This window comes from Nocardioides sp. NBC_00163 (genome assembly GCF_045206295.1).
GTDB lineage: Bacteria > Actinomycetota > Actinomycetes > Propionibacteriales > Nocardioidaceae > Nocardioides.
On record NZ_CP108155.1, the window covers coordinates 5,506,689 to 5,530,463 of the forward strand.

Here is a 23,775-nt window from a genome sequence, read left to right on the forward strand (position 1 = left end):
TCGTCGTGAGGTGGCGCTCTGCGCCGTCTTCGTGCTGATCGCCCTGGGCTGGATCGTCACCGGGCTCCGCGCCGACTCCGGAGAGCTGCACGAGGCTCCGGTGGTCCTGGTCGGGCCCGACGTCGTCACGGTTCCGCTGGTGAAGCAGGTGAACGCGGTCCCGGGGCGTCCGTTCTCGGCCGGGGCGGTCGCAGATCGGGCCGAGGCGGCGGAGCTGCTGGAGCGTGGTGACGTCGTCGCGGAGCTCGACCTCGACCTGTCCGGCACCCAGGACGAGCTGCGTCTGGCCACGGCACACCGGCCGGCGCTCGCTCGCGCGGTCCAGGCCGAGGTGGAGCGGATCGAGGAGACCCGTGGACGCACGGTCGTGCTCGCTGCGCCGCCTGATCGGCTCGAGGGGCGGCCGCTGTCCTGGGTCACCTTCGCGACCGCGCTGGCCGGCTTCCTGCTGGTGTGCGTCGTCTCGCTCGTGTGGGGCCCGTTCGCGCGTACGCTGCCTCGGCTCCTGGCGCGGCTGACCGCCCTCGCCTCGCTGGCGGTGGCAGCGGGCGTCTTCGGCTGGCTGCTCGCGGCGCCGGCACCGGCGGGGGAGCGGATGCTGGTGGCGTCGGTCCTCGCCGCCACGGTGCTCGCCGCAGGCGCCTTGACCTTCGCCTGCGAGATCATCGGCGGGTTGCCGGGGCTGCTGCTCGCGGCGACGGTGATCGTCGCCGGACCCGTACCTCTCCTTCTCGCCGGGGACCGCCTGCTGCTCGCGGATGCGTGGTCGATCGGCTCCCGATGGACGATCACGGGGGCCGGCGAGTCGCTGTTGTGGGCGGCCTCCGGGGACGGTGTCACCGGGATCGCTCAACCGGTGGTGACCATCGCGGGGTCGGCGCTGCTCGGTCTGGCCGTGCTGGTGGCGATCCGGTGGCTCGTTCGGATCGACGTCGAACACCATGGCGCTCTCGCGGAGGTGCGGTCGTGGCGGCGAAACCTCGGCCTGGTCCTGGCCTCCGCCACCTGCCTGACGATCCTCGCGACCGCGCTGACCTCCGCGCTGCACAGCGAAGCCGTACCGCGCCCGCTGGCCAGCCTCGCCTCGACGACCCAGTGCATCCCGGCGGGACCCGTCGAGGACGTCGACGACCTCAACCGGATCACCAGGCTCCGCGCCGAGCCGGCGCTCCAAGGCGGCGACGTGGGAGTGAGCGCCCATCTGAGTGATGGGCGCAGCATCTGGATGTTCGGCGACACCCTGCGGGACGAGAAGTTCTCCGGCGCCGGCTTCGTACGCAACTCGATGCTGCTCGTCGAGCCCGACTGCCTGCAGGTCGTCCTCCCCGAGTCCGGCGGCGCCATCATCCCCGACCGGGAGGACGGCGTCGGCTACTGGCCGATGTCGGTGACCACGCTCGACAAGCCGGGATATGCCCTCGTCGTCGTGGCCGCGCAGCGGGTGCGTACGACCGACTCCGACGACGCGTTCGGCTTCGAGGCACTCGGACCGGCCATCGCCCAGTTCGTGGTCCCCGACGGGGGAGTTCCGCAGCTGATCGCGGTGACCGACATCGGTGCCGACGACGCAGACACCCGACGGCCGATGTGGGGCGCCGCGGCGGCGGTGTCGGGGGAGTGGCTCTACCTCTACGGCACCGCCCGCGAGCCCGACCCGCCCCTCGGCACCGGCTTCGCCCTGCACGTCGCCCGCGTCGCGCCGGACCACGTCGCCGACCCCGACCGATGGACCTACTGGGACGGCACCGGCTGGAACAAGCGGGCCGGTTCCTCGAGCGAGCTGATCCCCGCGACCGACGGCGTCTCCCAGACGCTGAGCGTCTTCGAGCGCGACGGGCGCTGGTACGCGTTCAGTAAGAGCGACGAGTTCCTGGGCGACGACCTGGTCTTCTGGACCTCGTCGTCGCCGACCGGTCCGTTCCGGGCCCAACCGCCTGTCGGCACCCTTCCCTCCGGAGTGGCCCGAGGCGAGCTCCGCTACATGCCGCTCGCCCATCCCGACATCCTCGAGCAGCCCGGCTCGGTGATCGTCTCCTACAGCCGCAACAGCACGGACTTCGGTGCGGTCCTCCGCAACCCGCTCCTGTATCGGCCGAAGTTCATCCGGGTCGACCTCCCGGACGGCTAGCGAAGCCGGCGCCTGCGGCCGCGGCGTACTCCTTTGTAGATGCCCCAACGCACGATCCAAGGCTGCAGCACGGTGTTGATCGTCCACGCGGGGAGGCGGAACGGGCGTCCGTCGGGCGCGAAGATCTGGAGCCCGTCTCGCTGAACGCCGATCACCGAGCCCCAGCGGCGACGGGGTGGCTGGTAGCTGTCGAGCGGCCTCCCCTTGAGAACTGCCTTGATGTTGCGAGCGAGGAGTCGGTCGGCGCGGTTCCTTGCGGAGGATCTCAGCTCGTCGGTGGCCGCGACATCGCCCACCGCGAAGACGCCGCTCTGCCCCTTGACCTGGAGATTCGGATCCACCACGACGAACCCGCGGTCGTCGAGGATCTCGGCGGGAAGCCAGCCGGTGTTGGGGTGCACGCGGCCGATGGCCCAGAGGACCGCGTCGGCCTTGGCCGGTGGTTGGCCGGTGCTCCACGTGACCGCGTCGCTGGTGATCTCGTCCCCGACGAAGCCGCGCGGAAGCTCGGCGCGATGGCCCGGGTGCAGCCCGACGCCTCCGTCGACAAGACGCTTCTCCAGACGCTGCCACGTCTTTCGATGGTGCTGGGGGAGGGCGTGCTGGCCCGGGTAGTAGAGGTCGACCTGCTTGTCCGGCCACGTGCCGCTGATGTTGGCTGCACTGCTGACGGCCGCTGCGCCACCGCCGATGACGATCACCGAGGCCGCTCTCCGCAGCTGTTGGTGGACATGCTGCAGGTCGGCATCGATCTGGTCGTCCGTCTGGAAGTCCGGCTTTCTCCAAAACCCATTGGTGACCCCCGTCGAGATCACCAGCAGGTCGTACGGCTCAGGGTGGGTTGTGCCGTCCGGCCGCTCGACATGGACGGCCCTGTGCGCAAGGTCGAGACCGACGAGAGTGCCGTGAATGGCATCGGCCCGATCAAGTCCGCGGAACCGGTCGAACGAGATCCGGTAGTCGCGCTCCCACTCGGCCGGCCTGCTGAGTCGAGCGCCGAGCTCTTGGCCGCTGATCAGCCCTGGCTTGGTGGAGATCCCGACGACGTCGGCGTGCTTCGAGAGGCGTACCGCTGTCAGGACACCCGAGTCGCCGAGCCCCGCGATGATGACCCGCTTGCGCCTCATCCGGCCGCCTTGGGTGGTCTCGGCACGAGGCGGGGCACCCGGTCGATGACGTCCTGGTACGCCGGCCGCCGCTCGAGACTGCGCTTCTCCATCATCGGAATGCTCGCGCCCAGGAACATCGCCGTCATCGCGACGGTGCCGGCGAACAGCCACCACCAGTTGTCGGGCGAGGCGGCCAGGCCGAACAGCGCGAGGGAGAACCAGAAGCTGATCTCTCCGAAGTAGTTCGGGTGCCGCGACCAGCCCCAGAGTCCGCGGTCCATCACCTGGCCCGGTTGGCTGTCGCGGGTGAACCGGTGCATCTGACGGTCGGCGCCGAACTCCAGAGCCACGGCACCAAGGCCTAGCGCGCAGGCGGCGAGGTCGAGCCAGCCGACGTCCTGACCCGTGCTGGTGACCGCGACGTAGATCGGCAACGATCCCAAGAACACTTGGAAGGTCGGGATGAGGTGGATCGCGGCGAGGTCCACGATCAATTCGAATCTGCCGGCCCGTTCGCGAAACAGCGGGTAGCGCCAGTCCTCGTGATGGAGCCCGGGGAACGCGTACACCCAGTTGCCGGTCAGCCGGATCGACCAACCGAGGACCACCAGCGCTACGAGGATGACGCGGACATCGGGGACGTCCTCGCCCGCCGAGGCCCACCAATAGAGAAGGAGGAGCGGAGGAACGACGCTCCAGTACGCGTCGTAGAAGCTGGAGTTCTTGTGCAACCGGCTTGCAGCGAAGATGACGAGGGTCGCGAGGACGTCTGCGATCAGGGCGTCGAGCCACAGGTGACGCGTGTCGAGTCCCCAGATCAGCCAAGCCGAAGCCACAGCGAGGGCGACGACGTACGCCGCGGCGACGCGGACGAGAGACTCTGTCTTACTCACCGCTCGACGGTAGTGGACCTTCCGACGAATTGGAACATGTTCTAGCGGTGGGGCCGGCTCGGTGATGCGGTGTCGCTCGGTCAGAGCCGAAGGTCGCCGCTCAGGACGCGCTCGACGATGGCGCTCGTGGCGCAGTTCTCGACGAAGGAACGCGCGCGGATCAGTGCAAGGGCATCGTTGACGCTGCAGTCGCAGTCGACGGCGACGACGCCGGCAGCCCGGTGGAGCCGGCTCACCCCGTCGATGTCGGCCAGATCGAGGGAGTCCGGGGCCTGGCCGACATCGACAGTGCGGGCCAGGAGGTGAGCGAAGGCATCGGCGGCCCCTTGCAACGCGCTGCCGCAGCGAATTCGGGCCGGGGGGTTGTACAGCGTGAGTGCGCCGAGCACCCCGTGGGGGACGCGGATGGGGACGGCGAGGACCGTGCTGATCCCCAGACTGCGCAGCGGCGGTCCGAGGTGGGGCCAGTGATGCGCGATCTCGTCGCCCTCGTTCAGGACCGGCTGCCGCGAGTTCCAGGCCGAGTGCGACGGGCCCTCCCCGTGCACCAGCTCCAGGTCCTGCGCCGTCTCGCCGAGACCGTCGGTGGCCTGAGAGCCCGCCGCTGCTCCGTCGCTGGTGAGGAGCAGCAGTGCAACATCGGGTGCATCCGTCGCCTCCGAGATGGCTGTGACGACCGAGGCGCCCACCGCCTGGGTCGTGACTTGGCGGGCAAGCGACCGGTGGAGCCGGGCGGTGGCCCGGTGGAGCTCCTCGTTACTACGGTGGACCCTGGCGGCCGAAACGTGGATGTCGTGCATCTCCGGGACGCATCTCATGGCGCGCAGCTCGGCTTCGGCGGCGCGAGCGGCCGCCGAGTCGGCGCGGATGTCTTCCGCGGCCGCACGCGTCAGCAGCAGGTTGAGATCCCATCGACCGGAGCGGGCCACCTGTCCAGGATACGCCTGCCGGTGGATCAGGGCCGGTCGATCGGCTCCATGATGATGACCACGCCGCCGCTCTCGCCCACGAGCGGCGAGCAGGTGATCTGACAACCCAGGGCGCGGCCCTTGCGGTCGATCGCCGGCACCTCGACCGGGCCGGTGCGGACGTCGTCTGTGCGGGCCCGGTCGACGATGCCGCGGATCTCGGCGACAGGCAGCCCGAAGTCCAGCCCGAAGAACACCTCGTCCCGCACCTCGTCGGCGCGCAGACCCCACATGTCCTCAGCGGCGGCGTTCCAGCTGCGTACGGTGAGCCGGTCGTCGAGCACGACGATCGCGAGCCCCACGCTCGAGAGCACGCTCTGCAAGAAGGTGTGCGTCTCGTCGAGCTCGCCTGAGCGGATCCGGAGCTCATCGTTCATCGTCTCGAGCTCCTCGTTGCCGGACTGGAGCTCTTCGTTGGTGGTCTCGAGCTCCTCGTTGGTGGACTGGAGCTCCTCGTTGGTGGTTTCCAGCTCCTCCATCCCGGACTGGAGCTCTTCGTTGGTGGTCTCGAGCTCCTCGTTGGTGGACTGCAGCTCCTCATAGGCCGTCTCGAGGTCCTCGCGCACGCGCTTGACCTCCTGCTCGAGCAGCACCTGGGCGGAACAGTCGACGAACGCGATCGAGGCACCGAGCAGCTGGCCGCTCGCGGTGGTCAACGGCTGCACGACGACGTCGTAGAACTGGGACTCGGAGGTGTCGGCGCTGCGGCGCTCCACCCCGGTGAGCCGGATCGTGCGACGCTCGTTGGTCGCCTGCTCGATGACCGAGCGCACCTCCACCGGTCGGTAGGAGAGCTCGAGATCGCGGAACGGCCTGCCGATGTCCTGCACCCCGATCCCGAACTGAGTCCGTGCGGCGCTGCTCGCGGAGACCAGGATGCCGTCGTAGTCGATGCCGAGAACGGCGTACGGTGCGACGTCGATCAGGCTGTCCCGCAGCTGTCGCTTTCGGCCGTTGGCACCGGTGGTGACCTCGCCGTAAGCGGACCCGGGTCGCGGCCGTACGGCCGGCGCCCTTCCCAGGGCGTGGCGGCTGTTGCGCCGGAAGATCCGCTGACGCATGTTCACGACACCGAACCGGTCGCTCGAGGTGAGCATCTCGGCCTTGCCGAGGAAGAGGAAGCCGCCCTCGCCCAGGGCGAAGTTGAACCGGTCCATGATCTCGCGCTGGGCCTCGACGTTGAAGTACATCAGCGTGTTGCGGCACACCAGCAGGTCGAGCCGAGAGATGGGCGCATCCCGAGTGATGTCGTGCCGCCCGAAGATCACCCTGCGACGGAGGTCCGAGCGGAAGCCGTAGCTGGTGCCGTTCTGCTCGAAGTAGCGGTCTCGCAGTTCCTCGGGCAGGTTCTTCAGCGCTCGCGTACCGTAGACACCCGCCCGCGCCTGCAGCAGCGCTTCCTGGTCGACGTCGGTGGCGTAGATCTTCACCCGGTCGAGGCATTCCTGAAGGCCCATGGCCTCGGCGAACGCGATCGCGAGCGAGTACGGCTCCTCGCCGCTGGAGCAGCCCGCGCTCCAGATCCGGATCTCCTCCTCACCCTCGGCGGTCGCGAGGATCTTCGGGATGATCTCTTCCTGGAGGTACGTCCAGGCCTCGGCATCGCGGAAGAAGCTCGTGACGTTGATGAGAATGGTGTTGAAGAGGTAGCTGAACTCCTCGGCGTCCGTCTCGAGTCGGTCGCGGTAGTCGGTCCAGCTCTCGACGCCGATGTCGGTCATCCGTTTCTGGATCCGACGCGCAAGCGACGACCTCTTGTAACCGGTGAAGTCGAACCCGCGGGCGTCGCGGATGAACACGAGCAGCTCCTCGAGCTGTCCATCGAGCTGTCCATCGGCCTGTCCATCGGCCTGTCCATCGATCGGTGACTCGGCGCGTGGGCCCTGGTTCGTGGGCTCCTGGTCGTCTGTCATCATGCTCTCCGCTGTCTGACCAGCCCGTCGAGGACGCTGGCGATCTGGTCGAGGGGGAGGACGAAGGCCGCCGCTCCGGTGGCCGCTGCGGCCTCGGGCATCCCGTTGAACTCAGCTGTCTCCGGGTCCTCGACGATCACCGTACCGCCACGGTCGCTGACCGCGGTCACCCCCATCGAGCCGTCGACCCCGGTGCCCGTCAGTACGCAGGCGATCGCACGGTCACCGTACGTCGCGGCGACCGACTCGAACAAGAGGTCGGCAGAGGGACGCACGAAGTGGACCAGCTCGCTCTCGGTGAGGGTCAGCACGCCGCCTTCGCGGACCAGGAGGTGGCGGTCGGGCGGCGCGATGTACACGATCCCCGGTGCTGCGCTCTCACCGTCCTCGGCGAGCTTGACGCGCAGTCGGGACCGGCGTTGCAGAACCTCGGCGATGACGGTCTCGTGGCGCCGGTCGAGGTGCTGGACGAGGAGGAGCGGGACCGGTAGGTCCGCGGCGAGCTCCGCGAGCAGGAGACCCAAGGCGGTGATTCCGCCCGCCGAAGAGCCGATCGCGATGACGTCGAACGTCGTGGATCGCGCCGGGGCAGCAGACACATCATCGAGCATAGCGGAGGATCCGTTCGAGATCGGGCCTTCGGCATGGGTCCGGCACGATCTATCCAGACGCATGTGGGGAGCGTGGCCGAGGTGGCATCGGGAACTGCTGTGGACGTGGCCGATATCCGTTGTTCACGACCGCTTCGGCGATGCTTCTCACCGTGACGCCCCGGCGGCGCGCTTGGTCGCGGAGCCTGTCGAAGGCCTCGTCGGCATCGATCGACTCGCTGGCGACCAGGACCCCCTTGGCCTGCTCGATGATGACCCTGGAGTCGAGTGCGTGCTGGAGCTGGCCGACGGCGGTCTTCGCGTGGGCCAAGCGCGTCGCGGAGGCCAGGCATGCCGAGGTCAGCGCACCGATGAAGCCGGCGAGACCGAGATCCTCGGTGGTCCAGAGGTGCGGCTCCTGGGAGTAGAGGGTGAGGCCGCCTTCGCCGTCCTCCTGGCCGAGGGGAAGGAGGACGTGCGCCATCGTACGGATGCCGAGACTGTCCGCGACCTCGAGCTCGGCCCTCATCGACTCATCGGTGGGGGACAGGTGGCGCAGGTCCCGCACCACGGCGACGGTGGCCGTGCGGGTGTCGGCCATCGCGATGAGCCGGTCCCCGAGCAGCGGTGGGGCAGGGAGGTCCCTCAGCGAGGTGAGCCGAGGTGTGGCCCGAGAGAGCACGGCGTCGTGGGCGTTGCTGAGCACCGCCGCGTCGACGGACATGAGACGGCATGCCGCTGCGGTGATCACGTCGAGGTCGTTGGACGGTAACTCGCCTGCAGCGAGCACAGTGACAAGGTCGCTCAGGTCTGGCCAGGGTGTCTCCGGGTTGCTCACGCTCGCGTCTCTTTCCTCGCCTCGATCATGCCCCTTCGGGACGCGTCGCGCCACTGGCTCTGTGTCACAGGGCCAGGCGCGAGTCGGCACGAGGAGCAGGCACCGAGGTGGTGCCCGCCGGGGCGTACGGGATGTCCCAGTGCACGACGGAGCCGCCGTCCGGGTCGAGCGTGAAGGTACAGCTTCCGCCCAGGTGCTGGGCGCGGTCGAGCATCCCGACGAGGTCCAGGCCGGCGCCGCATCTGCGCTGCCAGGCGCCGCGGTCGGTGACCATGACGTCGATGGCGCGCTCACCGATCGCGATCTTGATGTCGGGCCGGCCGCGGCCCGAACCCGCGGCCGCTGAGACGACCACACCCCCGAGGAGCTCGGCCAGGCCTCGGGCCACGGTCGCTGGAAGCCGGGCGAGGTCGCCGTGCACCGAGACGCTCGCGCCGGGCGCCGACAAGTCGGCGCTCGCGTCGAGCAGTGCCTGCAGGATGAGTCCGTCCGCATCGTGGTCGATGTCGTGACCGTCGCGCCGGTCGAGCCCGAACGCCAGTCTGCGAAGGCCTCGGATGATGTCGTCGATGTCGCCGACTGCGTCTCGCAGCCGGTCCGCCGCGGGTCCTTGGACCGAGCTGTTGATCGAGACGAGCTCGAAGCCGAGAGTGAGTAGGCGCGCCATCGCCACGTCCCGAAGCTCGTCGGCGATGCGCTCGCGCTCTTGCAGAAGGTCTCGGCCGGCATCGTTGGCCGAGGATGGTGTTGACATCGCTGCTCCCCCAAGAGCCGAGACGTAACGGATCGACTACCGGGGTCAGGGGCGTTGGGCTCGTGGTCACGGGGGGACCGCGAGCCCAACAGCAGGCTATCAGCCGGGCGACGCCAGTGACACGATCCGGTGGCTAGCGAGCGAGCGTGTGGAGGAGGCCGGTGACGGCGGCCGCCGCGGCGTCGGCATCCTGGGCGCGGATGGCGTCGAAGACGGCGAGGTGCTCGTCGGCGATCTCGGCTGTCTCGTCGACTAGGTGGATGGTCGCGCGCAGGGTGTCCTCGAAGCCGGCGTAGAGCTCGATGAGGAGTGGGTTGTGGGTCGCGGTGACCACGCCGAGATGGAACTCCGCGTCGGCCTCGGCGAAGGCATCGGCGTCCCCGGCCGCGACGGCAGTGGCGCGCCGCTCCATGATCGCGGTCAGGGATCGCAGGTCGTCCTCGGAACGACGCTCGGCGGCCAGTGCCGCGGCGCGAGTCTCGATCGCGTGACGGACCTCGAGGACGTGTGCGAGGTCGACCAGGCCGACCTGACGACGCATCATCGCGGCCACCTCGTTGGAGGCGGCGACGTACGTCCCGTCGCCTCGTCGCACCTCCAGCACGCCGGTGTGGGCCAGCGCCCGTACGGCCTCGCGGACCGTGTTGCGGCTGACGCCGAGAGCCGCGGCGAGCTCGGGCTCGGGCGGGATGCGGGCGCCGACGGCCCACTCGCCGTCGGCGAGCAGAGCGCGCATGCCATCGATCGCCTGGTCGACCAGGGAGCGAGGCGTGGTGGTGGAGAGCGGCACGTGCCGTCCTTTCATCCAATCATCCGATGTCTGGCATCCTAGAGGGCGTGAACTCCCGCATCCAGTCCCGCCCCGATTCTCCGCCGTCGAACACAGCCGTTCGGTCGACGGTGTGGCTGCTGGTCGCGGTCCTGCTGGTCGCCGCGAACCTGCGTGGGGGCATCACGTCCCTCGGTGCGTTGCTCGACAGTCTGGACGGGCTCTCGGCCGGTACCCGGGCGTTCCTGACCTCGCTGCCGGTGCTCTGCTTCGCGGTCGTCGGTGCGACGGGGATGACGCTCGCGCGCCGGCTCGGCGTACATCGTGGCATCGGCGTCGCGCTCGGCCTCCTGGTGGCCGGGCTGCTGGTCCGGGTGATCGGCGACCCCTGGCTGCTGCTCGCCGGCACGTTCGTCGCGTGTGCCGGCATCGCGCTTGCCAACGTACTTCTTCCCGCCGTGGTCAAGGAGGGCTTCCCGAACCGGGTCGGCGCGGTCACCGGTGCCTACAGTGCGGTGATGTCGCTCGGCGCGGCGATCGCAGCCGGGGTCACGGTGCCGATCGCGCATGCGGCCGGAAGTTGGCGGATCGGCCTCGGCGTCTGGGCCCTGCTCGCCGCCCTGGCCCTGCTGGCGTGGGTACCGCACCTGCGCGACCGCGGCCTGCGCCGAGACGGCGCGGTCCGGGTGTCGCTCTGGCGCGAGCCGGTGGCGTGGGCCGTGACCGTCGTCTTCGGTACCCAGTCGCTGTTCGCGTACGTCGTGATGAGCTGGCTGCCGAGCATCTACGCCGACGCCGGCTTCAGTCACGAGACGGCCGGGCTGCTGCTCGCGGTGAGCATCCTGGTCGGCGTACCCGTGTTCTTCCTGGCGCCGACGATCGCGATCCGGGCCTCGACACAGGGCCACCTGATCGCGGTCCTGACCGCGCTGCTGGCGATCGGATTCGCCGGCCTCTGGCTCGCTCCCGTCGCCGGCGCCTGGCTCTGGGCGGTGCTCGTCGGCATCGGTGGCGCGGTCTTCCCGGTCGCCCTGACCCTGTTCAGCATCCGCACCGCGACGACCGCCGGCACCACCGCGCTGTCCTCGATGGCACAGAGCATCGGCTACCTGCTCGCTGCCGCCGGCCCGTTCCTCGTCGGCCTGCTGCGCGAGTCCACCGGCTCGTGGTCGGTCCCGATCGCACTCCTCCTGTGTCTCGCGGTCGTCCAGATCTTCGCCGGGTACGTCGCCGGCCGCCCGGTCGTCATCGGCGCCCGTGCCGAGGACTGAAGCACTCGTCAGCCGCTCCGGAACCGGGTTACACTTGCATCAGTTGGCTTCAAATGGGTGTAGGAGGTTCCGAGATGTCGGAGATGCTGAACGACGATGTGCGGATGCTCCGCGCGGCACTCGACGACGCGGACGAGACGGTGCACGTCTCGTTGAGCCTGCCGCGAGCCAGCGCCGAGAAGGTGCTGGCCCTCCTGGATGCGGAGCGTACGTCGGGTGCGGTTGTCGTACCGATCAAAGAGGCGTTCACGACGACGGAGGCAGCCAGCTTCCTCGGTGTCTCTCGCCCGACCCTGATGAAGATGATCGCCGCCGGCGACATCGAGCACATCATGGTGGGCTCTCACCATCGGATTCCCGCTGAGCCTTTGGTGGCGTTCGAGCGGGCGAGACGAGCCCGGCGAGCGAAGGCAGCGGAGGCACTCGCGGAGTTCTCGAACGAGATCGGCTTCGTCGATTGACCCTCAGCGTTGTCCTCGCGGACGCCAACATCCTCTACTCCCGCACGCTTCGGGACTACTTCCTGTACGCCGCTGATGCCGGTGCCATCGAGCTCCACTGGTCCCAGGAGATCCTGGATGAGATGTCACGCAACCTGCGCGCCGGTCTCGGGATCGACACCGAGCACACCGATCGGCTCGAACAGCTGATGAACGCGTATCTGGAGTACGCCCTCGTCGAGATCAGCGACGAAGCGACGAACGAGGTCGCCGATGTCGAGATGGATGCGAAGGACCGACACGTTCTCGCTGCCGCGGTCTCGGCGGAGGCCGACATCCTGCTCACCGACAACATCCGGCACTTTCCGAGGGCATGGATGGATGGTCGTGGAATCGAGCTGATCGGCTCCGGGGACCTGCTCATCCGCCTGGCCGAGTCGGTGCCCGGAAAGGTCCGTTCAGCGCACGACATGACCCTGCGGCACTCGAAGAAGGATGAGAACGACCTCCTCGCCACGTTGGCGCGGTGCGTTGGCGATCCTGCTGCTGCTGCGCTCCGCCGAGTGCTAGCCGAGGAATGATCTGGGATCATGCGCGAAGGGTCGTAGACCCACCTCGGCTCGCGGGATCGAATACCGTGGGCGGCATGGCTACCGAGTCATACACCATCGCGCCGCTCAGCCCTCAGACCTGGCCGGCGTTCGATGCGCTGGTGCAGCGGCACAACGGGATCTTCGGCGGCTGCTGGTGCATCTGGTTCCATCCGGACGGACCGGAGCGGGGCCAGGGTGCGGAGGCGAACCGGGCGCTGAAGAAGGCGTACGTCGAGAAGGGCGAGGCGCATGCAGCGCTGGTGATGGACGGGGACGAGGCTGTCGCCTGGGCCGAGTACGGCACCCCGGCCGAGCTGCCCACGCTCCACCACCTCAAGCAGTATGACGCGACGAAGACGGTGGACCCCGACTACCGGATCACCTGCGTCTTCGTCGACAAGCGCTACCGGCGACAGGGCGTGACGGAACTCGCGATCACCGGTGCGCTCGAGCAGATCGCCCAAGCCGGTGGTGGCCGGGTCGAGAGCTATCCGCATGACCTGACCGAGCAGACCAAGAAGATGTCGTCGTCGTTCCTCTACAACGGCACCCGTCGGCTCTACGAGCGGCTCGGCTTCACCTACGACCGGCCCAAGGGCCTGAAGAACTGCGTCATGGTGAAGACTGTCGAACCTGCCTGATGTCAGGGTCGTAGGCCGAGATTCTTTGCGTCCCTGGGCAATTCCGGGTCGATCGGGGCGACCCGGACACCGAGGGCGGAGTGGGCGTAGCTGGCCAGCTGCTGCTCGGCGCGCTCGAGGGTCAGCGACGAGTTGTGAGCGAGCAGGTGGAGGCCGAAGGCGTCCTCGAGGGCCACGAAGTTGCGGGCGATCGCCTCGGCCGAGTCGGTCAGCGTGAAGACGCCGGTCGCGCGCCCGACCTCGAGCACGGCGATGTAGAGCGACACCTCGCGGTCGAAGAGCAGCGTCATCAGGGTGGCGTGCATCGGGCTGCGGCTCGCGTTGACGGAGATCTCGTCGAGGACCTGGCTCAGGAGTAGGTCCTCACCTCGGGGAAGACCCGAATACATCAGGCGGCCGAGCTTCTCGGCGGGGGACAGGTCGCCCTCGATCGCACGCTGTCGGGACCAGTAGTACCGGTCGGTCGCGGCCTGGTGGGCGGCCTCGATGAGGCCGTCGAGCTCGGGGTAGTAGTAGGCGATCAGGCGCGGCGAGATCCCGGCCTCCGCGGCGATGTTCTTCATCGTCGCGCCCGCCAGGCCGTGGGTCGCGATCACGGTGAGCGTTGCCGCGGTCAGATGTTCGCGCCGAGCGGCCTGGTCCTTGCGTCGAGCCATGCTCAACCGTAACGCGTATGTGAAATCTGCGGGCGAATGATTGACACCTGGTGTGGCGGGGCTCATATTTGCGGTTAAGCGCAAAGAAAGGATTTGCTTGTGCGTACCCACCAGGACTGGCGAGAGATTGCCGCCGAGGTCCGACTCCGGACCCGACCGTTCATCGGCGGCCGTTCCGTCGACACCGCGGAGGGCTCCTTCGAGAACCGCAACCCCGCCACCGGCGCCCTGCTCGCGGAGGTCGCCGACGCCGGCGCCGCCGGTGTCGACGCGGCCGTGCGTGCGGCACGGGCGGCGTACGACGACGGGGGCTGGTCGCGGGCGGGTGTCGCCTTCCGCCGCGAGCGGATGCTCCGCTTCGCCGACCTCCTCGCCGACCATGCCGCCGAGCTCGCCGTCCTGGACTCGCTCGACATGGGCAAGCGGGTCGTGGATGCGTACGACCTCGACCTGCCGTTCTCGGTGAACCTGTTCCGCTACTACGCCGAGGCGATCGACAAGATCAACGACGAGGTCGCCCCCACCCCGCCGGGCACGACAGCACTCGTCCGCCGCGTGCCGCTCGGCGTCGTCGGCGCGGTCGTGCCGTGGAACTACCCGGTCGACATGCTCGCCTGGAAGGTCGCCCCGGCGATGGCCGCCGGCAACAGCGTCGTGCTCAAGCCCGCCGAGCAGTCGCCGTCCTCGGCCCTGCGGATCGCCGAGCTCGCCGCCGAGGCCGGCATCCCTGACGGTGTCCTCAACGTCGTCCCCGGACTGGGCGAGACCACCGGCAAGGCGCTCGGCCTGCACCCCGACGTCGACGTGCTCGCCTTCACCGGATCGACCGAGGTCGGCGCGTACTTCCTGCAGTACGCCGGCCAGTCCAATCTCAAGCAGGTCTGGCTCGAGTGCGGCGGCAAGAGCCCGCACGTCGTCTTCGCCGACGCCGATGACCTCGCCACCACGGCCAAGCAGACCGCCTTCGGCATCTGGTTCAACCAGGGCGCGGTCTGCTCGGCGCACTCCCGTGTCCTGGTCCAGCGCGAGGTCCACGAGGAGTTCGTCGACCTCGTCGCGAAGGAGGCCGCGGCGTACGCCCCCGGCGACCCGCTCGACCCGGCCGCCGGGATGGGCGCGATCGTCTCGCCCGAGCAGACCGACCGGATCATGGGCTTCGTCGACGAGGCCAAGACCTCGAAGGCGCGCCTGGTCACCGGCGGTGAGCGGGTCACCCGCGACGGCAGCGACTGCTACGTCCAGCCGACAGTCTTCGACGATGTCGACCCGTCCTCCACCCTCGCCCGCGAGGAGGTCTTCGGGCCGGTCCTGGCGGTCACCGCCTTCGACACCGAGGACGAGGCCGTCGCGCTCGCCAACGACACCCCGTACGGCCTGGCCGCCTCGGTCGCGACCAGCAACCTGAGCCGCGCGCACCGGCTCGCCGAGCGGATCCATGCCGGCACCGTGACCGTGAACGGCGTCGACGCCTTCAGCGCCTGGACCCCGTTCGGCGGGTTCAAGGGCTCCGGCTTCGGGCGCGATCTCTCGTTGCACGCTCTCGACAAGTACGTCGGTCTCAAGACCGTCTGGATCAACCACTGACCTCCCGCCCGACCAGCCAGGGACACACCATGACGCAGACCAACCAGCCGACCGCCCTCGCGGCCGAGCAACAGTCACATCTACGCAAGACGCTGCGACGCTTCGACATCGTCTTCCTGCTCATCGCCGCCGTCGTCGGCCTCGAGACCCTCGGGCAGGTCTCGCTCTACGGCGCCGAGGCGTTCACGTGGGCCCTCGTGCTCGCGGTCTTCTTCCTCGTGCCGTACGGCCTGATCTTCGCCGAGACCGGCGCGGCGTTCAGCGAGGAGGGTGGGGCCTACACCTGGGTCCGGGACGCCTTCGGGCGCCCGGCCGCCGCGGTGGCCGCGATCCTCACCTGGATCACCCAGCCGGTGTGGGTCGGCGGTTCGATGGCCTTCCTCGCCGCCGAGACGGTGAGCGTCTACATCACCCCGCTCGAGCACGGCTCGCTCGGTGACTACCTGTTCAAGATCGTCTTCATTTGGATCACCGTGGTCGCCGCGATCGCCAGCCTCGCCAAGGGCAAGTGGCTGCCGACCAGCGGCGCGATCCTCAAGGTCGGTCTGCTCGCCTTCTTCGTGCTGACCACGATCATCTACGCCGCGAAGAACGGCGTGGTCGACCTCAGCGCCGGCGACTTCAGCCCGACCCTGCTCGGCCTGTTCGGGTCGGTCCCGATCCTGCTCTTCGCCTACCTCGGCTTCGAGTCCTCCAACAGCGCCGCCGGTGAGATGGAGAACCCGGCCCGCGACGTGCCGGTCTCGATCTTCCGCTCCTGCGCCACCGCCGCGGTCTGCTACCTGGTGCCGATCTTCGCGATCCTGCTCGTCGTCCCCAGCGACGACATCACCGGCATCGGCGGCCTCCTCGACGCCGTCGGCACCGTCTACTCCGTCTACGGCGCCGCGGCCGAGCCGCTGCTCACGCTCACCGCGGTCGTCTTCGTCTACATCCTGATGAGCCAGGGCGCGGCGTGGATGATCATCTCCGACCGCATGCAGGCGATGACCGCGGCGGACGGTGCCTTCTTCGGCGGGTTCTTCGGCCGCTTCCACCAGGGCCTCGGTACGCCGGTGCGGGTCAACATGCTCTCCGGTGTCGTGGCCACGGTGTTCCTGCTCGTCGCCATGCAGGTCACCGGCGACGGCGCCTCGATCTTCGGCGTCGTCCTGACCATCTCGATCTCCACCTTCCTGCTCAGCTACCTGCTGGTCATCCCGGCCGCGATCCGGCTGCGCACCCGCTACCCCGACCGCCCTCGCCCCTTCCGGGTCCCCGTCTCCGACCGCGGCTTCGCGGTGCTCGGCTGGGTGGCCTTCGCCTGGGTCCTGCTCGGCTCGTGGGTCGCGGTGTTCCCGGGCACCCTCGAGCGGCTGTTCGGCGAGGCGTACCCGTTCAAGGAGATCTGGGGCGTGAGCCAGGTGACCTTCGAGGTCTTCACGCTCGGCACCCTCGGCTGCCTGCTCCTGCTGTGCGGCATCGGATACGTCCGAGGTGCCCGCGTCCGCGCCGAGGTCGGCGCCCCAGTCCAGTCCGTTCCCACCGAGGAGCCAACCCGATGAACGCGTACGACATCCTGTTCGAGCCCGTGCAGATCGGGCCGTTCACCACGAAGAACCGCTTCTACCAGGTGCCCCACTGCAACGGCATGGGCTACCGCGACCCCAGCGCCCAGGCGGCGATGCGCAAGATCAAGGCCGAGGGCGGCTGGTCGGTGGTGTGCACCGAGCAGGTGGAGATCCACGCGACCTCCGACATCGCGCCGTTCATCGAGCTGCGGATCTGGGACGACCAGGACCTGCCCGCGCTCACCCGGATCGCCGACGCGATCCACGAGGGCGGTGGCCTGGCCGGCATCGAGCTCGCCCACAACGGCATGAACGCGCCGAACCAGCTCAGCCGCGAGACCCCGCTCGGGCCCGCGCACCTCCCGGTCGCGCCCGACACCATCGCGCCGGTCCAGGCCCGGGCCATGTCGCTGCAGGACATCGAGGACCTGCGGCGCTGGCACCGCAATGCCGTACGCCGCTCCCTCGAGGCCGGCTACGACGTCGTCTACGTCTACGGCGCCCACGGCTACGGCACCCCGCACCACTTCCTCTCGCGGCGCTACAACAACCGCACCGACGCGTACGGCGGCTCGCTCGAGAACCGGATGCGACTGCTGCGCGAGCTCCTCGAGGACACCATCGACGAGGTCGCCGGCCGGGCCGCGGTGGCCTGCCGGATCACGGTCGAGGAGGAGATCGACGGCGGCATCACCCGCGAGGACATCGAGGGCGTGCTGCGCGAGCTCGGCGAGCTGCCGGATCTGTGGGACTTCGCGATGGGCAGCTGGGAGGGCGACTCGGTCACCTCGCGGTTCGCTCCGGAGGGGCGCCAGGAGGAGTTCGTCGCCGGCCTGAAGAAGCTCACCTCCAAGCCCGTCGTCGGCGTCGGCCGGTTCACCTCGCCGGACGCGATGGTGCGCCAGGTCAAGGCCGGCATCCTCGACCTGATCGGCGCCGCGCGCCCGTCGATCGCGGACCCGTTCCTGCCGAACAAGATCCGCGACGGCCGGCTCAACCTGATCCGCGAGTGCATCGGCTGCAACATCTGCGTCTCCGGCGACCTCACCATGTCGCCGATCCGCTGCACCCAGAACCCGAGCATGGGGGAGGAGTGGCGCCGCGGCTGGCACCCGGAGCGGATCCGGGCCAAGGAGAGCGACTCCCGCATCCTCGTCGTCGGCGCCGGTCCCTCCGGGCTGGAGGCGGCCCGGGCGCTCGGCGTACGCGGCTATGACGTCGTGCTGGCCGAGGCCGGCCGCGACCTCGGCGGCCGGGTGACGGCGGAGTCGAAGCTGCCCGGGCTCTCGGCCTGGGGCCGGGTCAAGGAGTACCGCGAGGCGGTCCTCGCCGACCTCCCCAACGTCGAGATCTACCGCGAGAGCCCGATGACCGCCGAGGACATCGTCGAGTTCGGCTTCGAGCACGTCATCACAGCGACCGGCGCCACCTGGCGTACCGATGGCGTCGCCCGCTTCCACACCACCGCGATGCCGATCGCCGAGGGCGCGCAGGTGCTCGGGCCTGACGATCTCTTCGCCGGCCGGCTGCCCTCGGGGAAGAAAGTGGTCGTCTACGACGACGACCACTACTACCTGGGCGGCGTCCTCGCCGAGCTGCTCGTGCAGAAGGGCTACGACGTCTCGATCGTCACCACCGGCGCGCAGGTGTCGTCGTGGACCAACAACACCTTCGAGATCAACCGGATCCAGCGACGCCTCATCGAGAACGGCATCACCCGGGTGACCGACCACGCGGTCACATCGGTCGGGACCGGCGGCGTCCGGGTGCAGGACGTCTACGCCGGCATCGAGCGTGATCTCGACTGCGACGCCGTCGTCATGGTGACCGCCCGCCTCCCGCGCGAGGAGCTCTACCTCGACCTCCTCGCCCGTCGCGACGCCGGCGAGATCGCCTCCGTACGCGGCATCGGCGACTCCTGGGGCCCCGGCACCATCGCGGCCGCCGTCTGGTCCGGCCGCCGCGCCGCCGAGGAGTTCGACGCCGTCCTGCCCTCCAACGACGAGGTGCCGTTCCGGCGGGAGGTGACCCAGCTGGCCTGAGGTCGGGCGGCGCGGTTGCGCGGGTGTGGAAACGTTGAAGGCTCGGACCGTCCTCGTGGGTCCGAGCCTTCAACCAGGTGTCGTCCTCAGCCCAGCGCGCGCGAACCGCACTCACACTGCCTAGCGGACCACTTTGAGCGGTCCCTCCTCGGGCGTCGGCGGCTCGAACCTCTCGAAGTATTCAGTCGCCGTCTGCTCGGTGAGTGGCCAATCGTCCGCCCACCTGCCGTGTCGATCACCGACTCGGTCCAGGATGGTCTCGAGACTCGTCGCGATGTAGACCGTCTCCGGCACGATGCCGTGGGGTGCGAGTAGTGCGCGGAACTCATCGCGTTGTCGCCGGAACCAGAATCCGAAGTCGAGCACGACATCGTTCCCCGCCGCGACATGGTGCAGCAAGCGCGCCTTCAGGTCTGCCGCCACCTCGGCGACCACTTCGGCGGAGGGCAGCGCCGCGATTCCGCGATCCCAGAACTCCACCTCGAACGACAAACGCGTCCAGCCCTCGCGCTCCAGGCGCTTGGCATACGTGGTCTTTCCTGCACCACCTGGCCCGCACATCATCACGACGCGGGGTCCAGGAGTCCTGTTCACTGCCACTGGGCGGAGGTTACGCCCCGCCACTGACGTTGAGACTCGCAGCGCTCCGCTCATCGCTGATCTGGACGGATCGGACTTGATCAGCGCGCCCTAGGAGGCTGCTGAACAATGGCGCCGCCGCGAGGCGAGGGCGCGGACAAAGGGCGCTTCGGCATTACCGCGTCGCGAAGGCATGCCGGAGCCGCGCCGCTTCGAAGCCGACGGGTCGCGATGATTCTGCTCGATGAGTCGGCCTATCTGCGCCTGGTGAAGCGAACATCGCCGTTGGGTAGGCGTTCGTGGAGATATGCCGCGTCGTGGGCGCGGTGGTGGTGATGGGCACAGAGCAGTGACGCGTTATCGATGTCTGTCAGGCCGCCTTGGGCCCAGGCGATCCAGTGGTGGGCCTCGGCCCAGGTGCCGGGGATGTCGCACCCCTCGGCCTCACAGGTCTCAGACCGCAGCAGGAGGGCACGGCGTTGAGCAGCGGTGAAGAATCGCTCTTTGCGGCCGAAATCGAGCACCTCTGAGGCACCCCCGAGGACGACCGGAATGATGTTGGCGGTGCAGGCCAGGCGCCGGGCTTCGGCGGCGGCGATCGGGGTGCCGCCGAGGATCTGGGCGATGCCGGCTTCCTTGCGGAGCTGGTCGATGTCGATGGTCACGATCACGGTGGTGGCGTCCCCGCCGTGGATCGGGAGCCGGGCCGGGTCGAGGGTCTCGAGCATTTGGCAGAACGCCCGTCCCAGGCGGCGGTCGTAGGGGAGGTACTCGCCGGTGTCGGTGCGGGTGCCGTCGTCGCGTCGGGGTGAGGCGAAGGCCTCGAGGTTGGTGGCCAGCCGGTCCGCGGCCGCGTCCGGGACCACCGCGGTGATCCGGGTGGTGCCATCACCAAGGCGCCGCATACTCAGCCGGGTCTTCTTCCGGGCGTGGGCCTCCTCGGCCGCGAGGCGGCGGGCTTCCTCGGCCTCGGCGATCTCCGGGGCGATCACATCCAGAATCCGGCGGCCCAGGCGGCGCAGCTGGGTGGGATCGAATCGGGTCGCGTAGCCGACCAGCGCCTCTTCGGCCTTCGTCTTGATCTCGGGGTCAAGGTCGGCTGGCAGGTCATCGAGGGCATTGACGATGACGTGGGCCTGGGCCGAGTTGCAGGCGCCGGCGCGCATCGCGGCCGCGACCAGGCCGTAGGAACGGTCCAGTGCGTCGGCAAGCCGGAGGTCGGCGCGCAGGGTCTCGGGGCGCTGGTGGGTGTGGTGATGCAACCACGCCGCCACATCCCGCGCCCCGGACTCGGCGGCGACGTCGTCAGCGGCGGCGAGAACTCGCAGTTCGAGCTCAGCCAGTTGTGCCTTGGCCCGGGCGATCTCGAGCAGGGTGGCGGCCTTCTGGTCGGTGGCCATGAACGCCGGATTCGACTCAGCAACCTCGCCAAGGGAGGCGGTGACCGCGACCACGGCCCCCAGCACAGGGTGTTGGGGTTGTTGCAGCGTGGTCATCACGGTCACCTCCCGACGTACGAACTCAAGGGTTTCTGCGTGTGCAGAATCCCGGTTGGTTCGCTGGTCTCGGAGGCCCGGCAGTACGGGCTATTACTTACCCTCGCAGCTCAGCGTTCACGCCCCTGGTTCCCCTGGATTACCCCGTACCCGTTGTGTCTCGGGCAGATAGGGCACGCCTCTTCCGAGGTGGTCGGCCTTCACGTGTACGCCTGCGCCGAGCCTACCACGCAAAGCAAAACCAAAGAACCCAATCAGGGACAGATATCCCACGAAAACCCAGACCGCTGCTGGAAGCCCGCAAGACAGGTAAATGGCACCCAGCCCAGGCACCCTGCTTCTAAATCTCCCAGCCCAAACCCGGTATTGGCCCCACCCACGCTGGAACTCAGACACCACTGGCGCCGTGGATCAGCCCCGCGCCTGGCGGTCGTATGCCGCGTAGCTTCGCTGCGTCGCGATGTGGCCGGCGACGTGCTTGGCGTCGTGCCAAACGCCCCAGATGAAGGACGAGCCGCGGCGGGAGAGCCAGGGGAGGCCGACGAAGTAGACGCCGGGCTCGGTGGAGACGCCTCGGCGATGGGCCGGGCGGCCGTTCTCGTCGAGCGCGTCGACCTGGAGCCAGCCGTAGTCGGTCGCGAAGCCGGTCGCCCAGATCACCGTGGTGATGCCGGCCTCGGCCAGGTCGAGGGAGAGCAGGGGCGTGGTCGCAGCTGAAGGGCTGGGGCCGAGATCGCGGGCCGAGGGCTCCTCGGGGAGGTCGATACCGTTGCGGGTGACGTATTCGTCGGCGGCGTCGAGGAGGGCGAGGTAGTTGGCGTCGCCCTGGGCGATGTTCTCGGCCAGATCCTTGCGGAAGGTGAGGGTGCCGGCGTCGTAGGTGTCGGTCATGCCGACGAGCTGGATCCCGCTCGCCTCGAGGGCGCGGAAGTCGACGGTGTGGCCGCCGCGGGCGCCGCTGACGGCGATCGTGACGTGCTCGGCGCCGGCGGCCGGGGTCTCCAGGTCCCACAGACCCAGGACGCCGAGCCACCAGCAGAAGTCGCGGCCGCGGTAGCTGCGCGGTGGACGGTCGTGCGGGCCGACCGAGAGGTGGACCTGGCGTCGGGAGCGCTGCAGCTCGTCGGCGATCTGGACGCCGGAAGAGCCGGCGCCGACGACGAGGACGTTGCCCTCGGGGAGCTGGTCGGGGTTGCGGTAGTCGCTCGAGTGCATCTGCACGGCGACCGCGCCGTCCGGGACGATCGGCGGGTAGACCGGCCGTTGGAACGGCCCGGTCGCCGCGACGACGTACCGCGCGTCGATGACGCCGTCGGAGGTCTCGACCCGGAAGCCCGGGCGGCCCTGGTTGCGGGTCACCGAGGTGACCTCGACGCCGGTCCTGATCGGGGCGGCGATCTTCTCGGCGTACGCCTCGAAGTAGGCCGCGACCTGGTCCTTGGTGGCGAAGGCGTCGGCGTCGACGTCCTGGAACTCCAGGCCCGGGAACCGGTCGTGCCAGGCAGGGCCGTTGGCGACGAGCGAGTCCCAGCGCATCGTGCGCCAGCGCTCGGCGATCCGGTCACGCTCCAGCACGAGATGGGGTACGCCGTGGTCGCTCAGGTGCTCGCTCATCGCCACACCGGCCTGACCGGCGCCGACGACGAGGACCTCGATCTGTTCGTTGGACATACTCAGATCCTGAGCCGCCGCATTGCTCGTGTCCAACAGATGTTGTTGGCCTTACCCATCGGATCGGCCGATGCAATCACCGCGCCGCCATTGCATCTGTTTCATTGACGATAGTCCTTGGAAACATCTGTTGGACACATGCCGTCGGACGAGGTGGACTGGTCGTCGTGGAGACCAACAAACCCAGCAGCAGCATCGTCGTCGGCGGACACACCCGGATCCGCCCGTTCAACACCAGCGTCACCTACCCCGAGCAGAACCTCGACAACGACCTGTGCCAGGCCGTCGTCGCGGGCAACACCGTCTACGTACGCGGTCAGATCGGGCAGGACCTGGACACCAGCGAGTCGGTCGGCATCGGCGACGTCGAGGCGCAGACCGAGCAGGCGATGGCCAACATCAAGATGCTGCTCGAGGAGGCCGGCGCCGAGATGGAGCACCTGGTCAAGCTCACCATCTACATCGTCGACCCGCGCTACCGCGAGACCGTCTACCGGACGATCGGCCGCTGGACGAAGGGCGTTCACCCGATCTCCACCGGCATCGTGATCTCCGCCCTGGCCCGCCCGGAGTGGCTGGTCGAGGTCGACGCGATCGCCGTCATCCCCGAGGTGACGAAGTGACCTTCTCCGTCCTCGCCACCGACGGCAAGGGCGCCGTCGGCATCGCCGTGACCTCCTCCAGCCCGGCCGTCGCCGCGCGCTGCATCCACCTGCGTCCCGGCGTCGGCGGCGCTTCCTCGCAGAACATCACCGACCCGCGCCTGGGCACCGAGCTGCTCGACGCGCTCGCCTCGGGCCTCGACGCCCGGGCCGCTCTCGCCTCGGTCACCCAGGGCCGCGAGCACATCGACCACCGCCAGCTGACCGTGCTGGGCCTCGACGGCGCCGGTGCGGCGTACAGCGGCTCCGGGTCGCTCGGCATCCACCACCACGCCGTCGCGCCGCAGGTCGTCGCCGCCGGCAACCTGCTGGCCGGCACCGAGGTCGTTGACGCCGTCGTCGCCGGCTTCGAGGCCGCGACCGGGGACCTCGAGGAGCGGCTCTTGGCTGCCCTGGAGGCCGGGCTGGCCGCCGGTGGCGAGGCCGGGCCGTTGCACTCGGCAGGCCTGTCCGTCGTACGCGACGTCGCCTGGCGGGTCACCGACCTCCGCGTCGACTGGAGCGAGCGCCCGGTCGAGGAGCTCCGCGACCTGCTGAAGGTCTGGATGCCGCAGCGTGACGACTACGTGACCCGCGGCCTCGACCCCACCGTCGCCCCGTCCTACGGCGTGCCCGGGGACGAGTGAGT

22 protein-coding genes are annotated in these 23,775 nt (G+C 69.2%); 10 read left to right on the plus strand and 12 right to left on the minus strand.

What is annotated here, in order from left to right; translation table 11 throughout:
- Positions 1-10: 10 nt before the first annotated feature.
- On the plus strand, positions 11-2,128 hold the full coding sequence (locus tag OG801_RS26345) for a hypothetical protein (RefSeq protein ID WP_406032002.1): 2,118 nt from the start codon (positions 11-13) through the stop codon (positions 2,126-2,128).
- Here OG801_RS26345 and OG801_RS26350 read toward each other — a convergent pair.
- The 8 genes from OG801_RS26350 to OG801_RS26385 form a co-directional block, all read right to left on the minus strand.
- The gene (locus OG801_RS26350; RefSeq protein WP_406032003.1) at positions 2,125-3,255 is read right to left on the minus strand and encodes an FAD-dependent oxidoreductase; all 1,131 of its coding nucleotides are present in this window, start codon (positions 3,253-3,255) and stop codon (positions 2,125-2,127) included. The genes OG801_RS26345 and OG801_RS26350 overlap by 4 nt on opposite strands.
- Positions 3,252-4,130: a DUF1295 domain-containing protein gene (locus tag OG801_RS26355; RefSeq protein WP_406032004.1), complete on the minus strand. Its 879-nt coding sequence runs from the start codon at positions 4,128-4,130 to the stop codon at positions 3,252-3,254. The genes OG801_RS26350 and OG801_RS26355 overlap by 4 nt, the downstream gene beginning before the upstream one ends.
- Before the next feature lie 80 nt (positions 4,131-4,210).
- Entirely contained in the window at positions 4,211-5,059 is an 849-nt protein-coding gene (locus OG801_RS26360; protein ID WP_406032005.1) for a GAF domain-containing protein, read from the minus strand.
- A gap of 26 nt (positions 5,060-5,085) precedes the next feature.
- The gene (locus OG801_RS26365) at positions 5,086-7,011 is read right to left on the minus strand and encodes a CheR family methyltransferase (RefSeq protein ID WP_406032006.1); all 1,926 of its coding nucleotides are present in this window, start codon (positions 7,009-7,011) and stop codon (positions 5,086-5,088) included.
- Positions 7,011-7,610, minus strand: coding sequence for a chemotaxis protein CheB (locus OG801_RS26370; protein ID WP_406032007.1), 600 nt, complete (start codon positions 7,608-7,610; stop codon positions 7,011-7,013). The genes OG801_RS26365 and OG801_RS26370 overlap by 1 nt, the downstream gene beginning before the upstream one ends.
- A 61-nt stretch (positions 7,611-7,671) precedes the next feature.
- Complete coding sequence (locus tag OG801_RS26375) at positions 7,672-8,439, minus strand: ANTAR domain-containing protein (protein WP_406032008.1); 768 nt, start codon at positions 8,437-8,439, stop codon at positions 7,672-7,674.
- Between the two features lie 64 nt (positions 8,440-8,503).
- Complete coding sequence (locus OG801_RS26380; RefSeq protein ID WP_406032009.1) at positions 8,504-9,193, minus strand: sensor histidine kinase; 690 nt, start codon at positions 9,191-9,193, stop codon at positions 8,504-8,506.
- Between the two features lie 133 nt (positions 9,194-9,326).
- Positions 9,327-9,983 carry a FadR/GntR family transcriptional regulator gene (locus tag OG801_RS26385; protein ID WP_406032010.1) on the minus strand — a complete coding sequence of 219 codons (657 nt, stop codon included), beginning with the start codon at positions 9,981-9,983 and terminating at the stop codon, positions 9,327-9,329.
- A gap of 26 nt (positions 9,984-10,009) precedes the next feature.
- On the opposite strand from OG801_RS26385, the gene OG801_RS26390 reads away from it, so the two are divergent.
- The 4 genes from OG801_RS26390 (at position 10,010) to OG801_RS26405 (ending at position 12,907) form a co-directional block, all read left to right on the plus strand.
- Entirely contained in the window at positions 10,010-11,233 is a 1,224-nt protein-coding gene (locus OG801_RS26390) for an MFS transporter (RefSeq protein WP_406032011.1), read from the plus strand.
- 74 nt (positions 11,234-11,307) lie between these two features.
- Positions 11,308-11,694 (plus strand): excisionase family DNA-binding protein, encoded by a 387-nt coding sequence (locus OG801_RS26395; protein WP_378837717.1) that lies wholly within the window; start codon positions 11,308-11,310, stop codon positions 11,692-11,694.
- Positions 11,691-12,254 (plus strand): PIN domain-containing protein, encoded by a 564-nt coding sequence (locus OG801_RS26400; RefSeq protein WP_406032012.1) that lies wholly within the window; start codon positions 11,691-11,693, stop codon positions 12,252-12,254. The genes OG801_RS26395 and OG801_RS26400 overlap by 4 nt, the downstream gene beginning before the upstream one ends.
- 65 nt (positions 12,255-12,319) lie before the next feature.
- Positions 12,320-12,907, plus strand: coding sequence for a GNAT family N-acetyltransferase (locus OG801_RS26405; RefSeq protein WP_406032013.1), 588 nt, complete (start codon positions 12,320-12,322; stop codon positions 12,905-12,907).
- Positions 12,908-12,909: 2 nt separating this feature from the next.
- Here OG801_RS26405 and OG801_RS26410 read toward each other — a convergent pair whose 3' ends face one another.
- Positions 12,910-13,563, minus strand: a complete 654-nt coding sequence (locus OG801_RS26410; protein WP_406032014.1) for a TetR/AcrR family transcriptional regulator — start codon at positions 13,561-13,563, stop codon at positions 12,910-12,912.
- Between the two features lie 99 nt (positions 13,564-13,662).
- On the opposite strand from OG801_RS26410, the gene OG801_RS26415 reads away from it, so the two are divergent.
- Genes OG801_RS26415 through OG801_RS26425 form a run of 3 tightly spaced genes read left to right on the plus strand, consistent with a single transcriptional unit; the run spans position 13,663 to position 18,739 of the window.
- Positions 13,663-15,147 carry an aldehyde dehydrogenase family protein gene (locus OG801_RS26415; RefSeq protein ID WP_406032015.1) on the plus strand — a complete coding sequence of 495 codons (1,485 nt, stop codon included), beginning with the start codon at positions 13,663-13,665 and terminating at the stop codon, positions 15,145-15,147.
- 29 nt (positions 15,148-15,176) lie between these two features.
- Complete coding sequence (locus OG801_RS26420) at positions 15,177-16,691, plus strand: APC family permease (RefSeq protein WP_406032016.1); 1,515 nt, start codon at positions 15,177-15,179, stop codon at positions 16,689-16,691.
- Positions 16,688-18,739, plus strand: a complete 2,052-nt coding sequence (locus tag OG801_RS26425) for an FAD-dependent oxidoreductase (protein ID WP_406032017.1) — start codon at positions 16,688-16,690, stop codon at positions 18,737-18,739. Before OG801_RS26420 ends, OG801_RS26425 begins: the two co-directional genes overlap by 4 nt.
- Positions 18,740-18,859: 120 nt before the next feature.
- Here OG801_RS26425 and OG801_RS26430 read toward each other — a convergent pair whose 3' ends face one another.
- The 3 genes from OG801_RS26430 to OG801_RS26440 all read right to left on the minus strand — a co-directional run bounded on the left by OG801_RS26430 (position 18,860) and on the right by OG801_RS26440 (position 22,485).
- The gene (locus OG801_RS26430) at positions 18,860-19,300 is read right to left on the minus strand and encodes an AAA family ATPase (RefSeq protein ID WP_406032018.1); all 441 of its coding nucleotides are present in this window, start codon (positions 19,298-19,300) and stop codon (positions 18,860-18,862) included.
- A 272-nt stretch (positions 19,301-19,572) separates the two neighbouring features.
- On the minus strand, positions 19,573-20,814 hold the full coding sequence (locus OG801_RS26435) for a DUF222 domain-containing protein (protein ID WP_406032019.1): 1,242 nt from the start codon (positions 20,812-20,814) through the stop codon (positions 19,573-19,575).
- Between the two features lie 411 nt (positions 20,815-21,225).
- Complete coding sequence (locus OG801_RS26440; RefSeq protein ID WP_406032020.1) at positions 21,226-22,485, minus strand: flavin-containing monooxygenase; 1,260 nt, start codon at positions 22,483-22,485, stop codon at positions 21,226-21,228.
- 167 nt (positions 22,486-22,652) lie between these two features.
- On the opposite strand from OG801_RS26440, the gene OG801_RS26445 reads away from it, so the two are divergent.
- Positions 22,653-23,108: a RidA family protein gene (locus OG801_RS26445; RefSeq protein WP_406032021.1), complete on the plus strand. Its 456-nt coding sequence runs from the start codon at positions 22,653-22,655 to the stop codon at positions 23,106-23,108.
- Positions 23,105-23,773, plus strand: a complete 669-nt coding sequence (locus OG801_RS26450) for a DUF1028 domain-containing protein (RefSeq protein WP_355016913.1) — start codon at positions 23,105-23,107, stop codon at positions 23,771-23,773. Before OG801_RS26445 ends, OG801_RS26450 begins: the two co-directional genes overlap by 4 nt.
- The last annotated feature ends 2 nt before the right edge of the window (positions 23,774-23,775 follow it).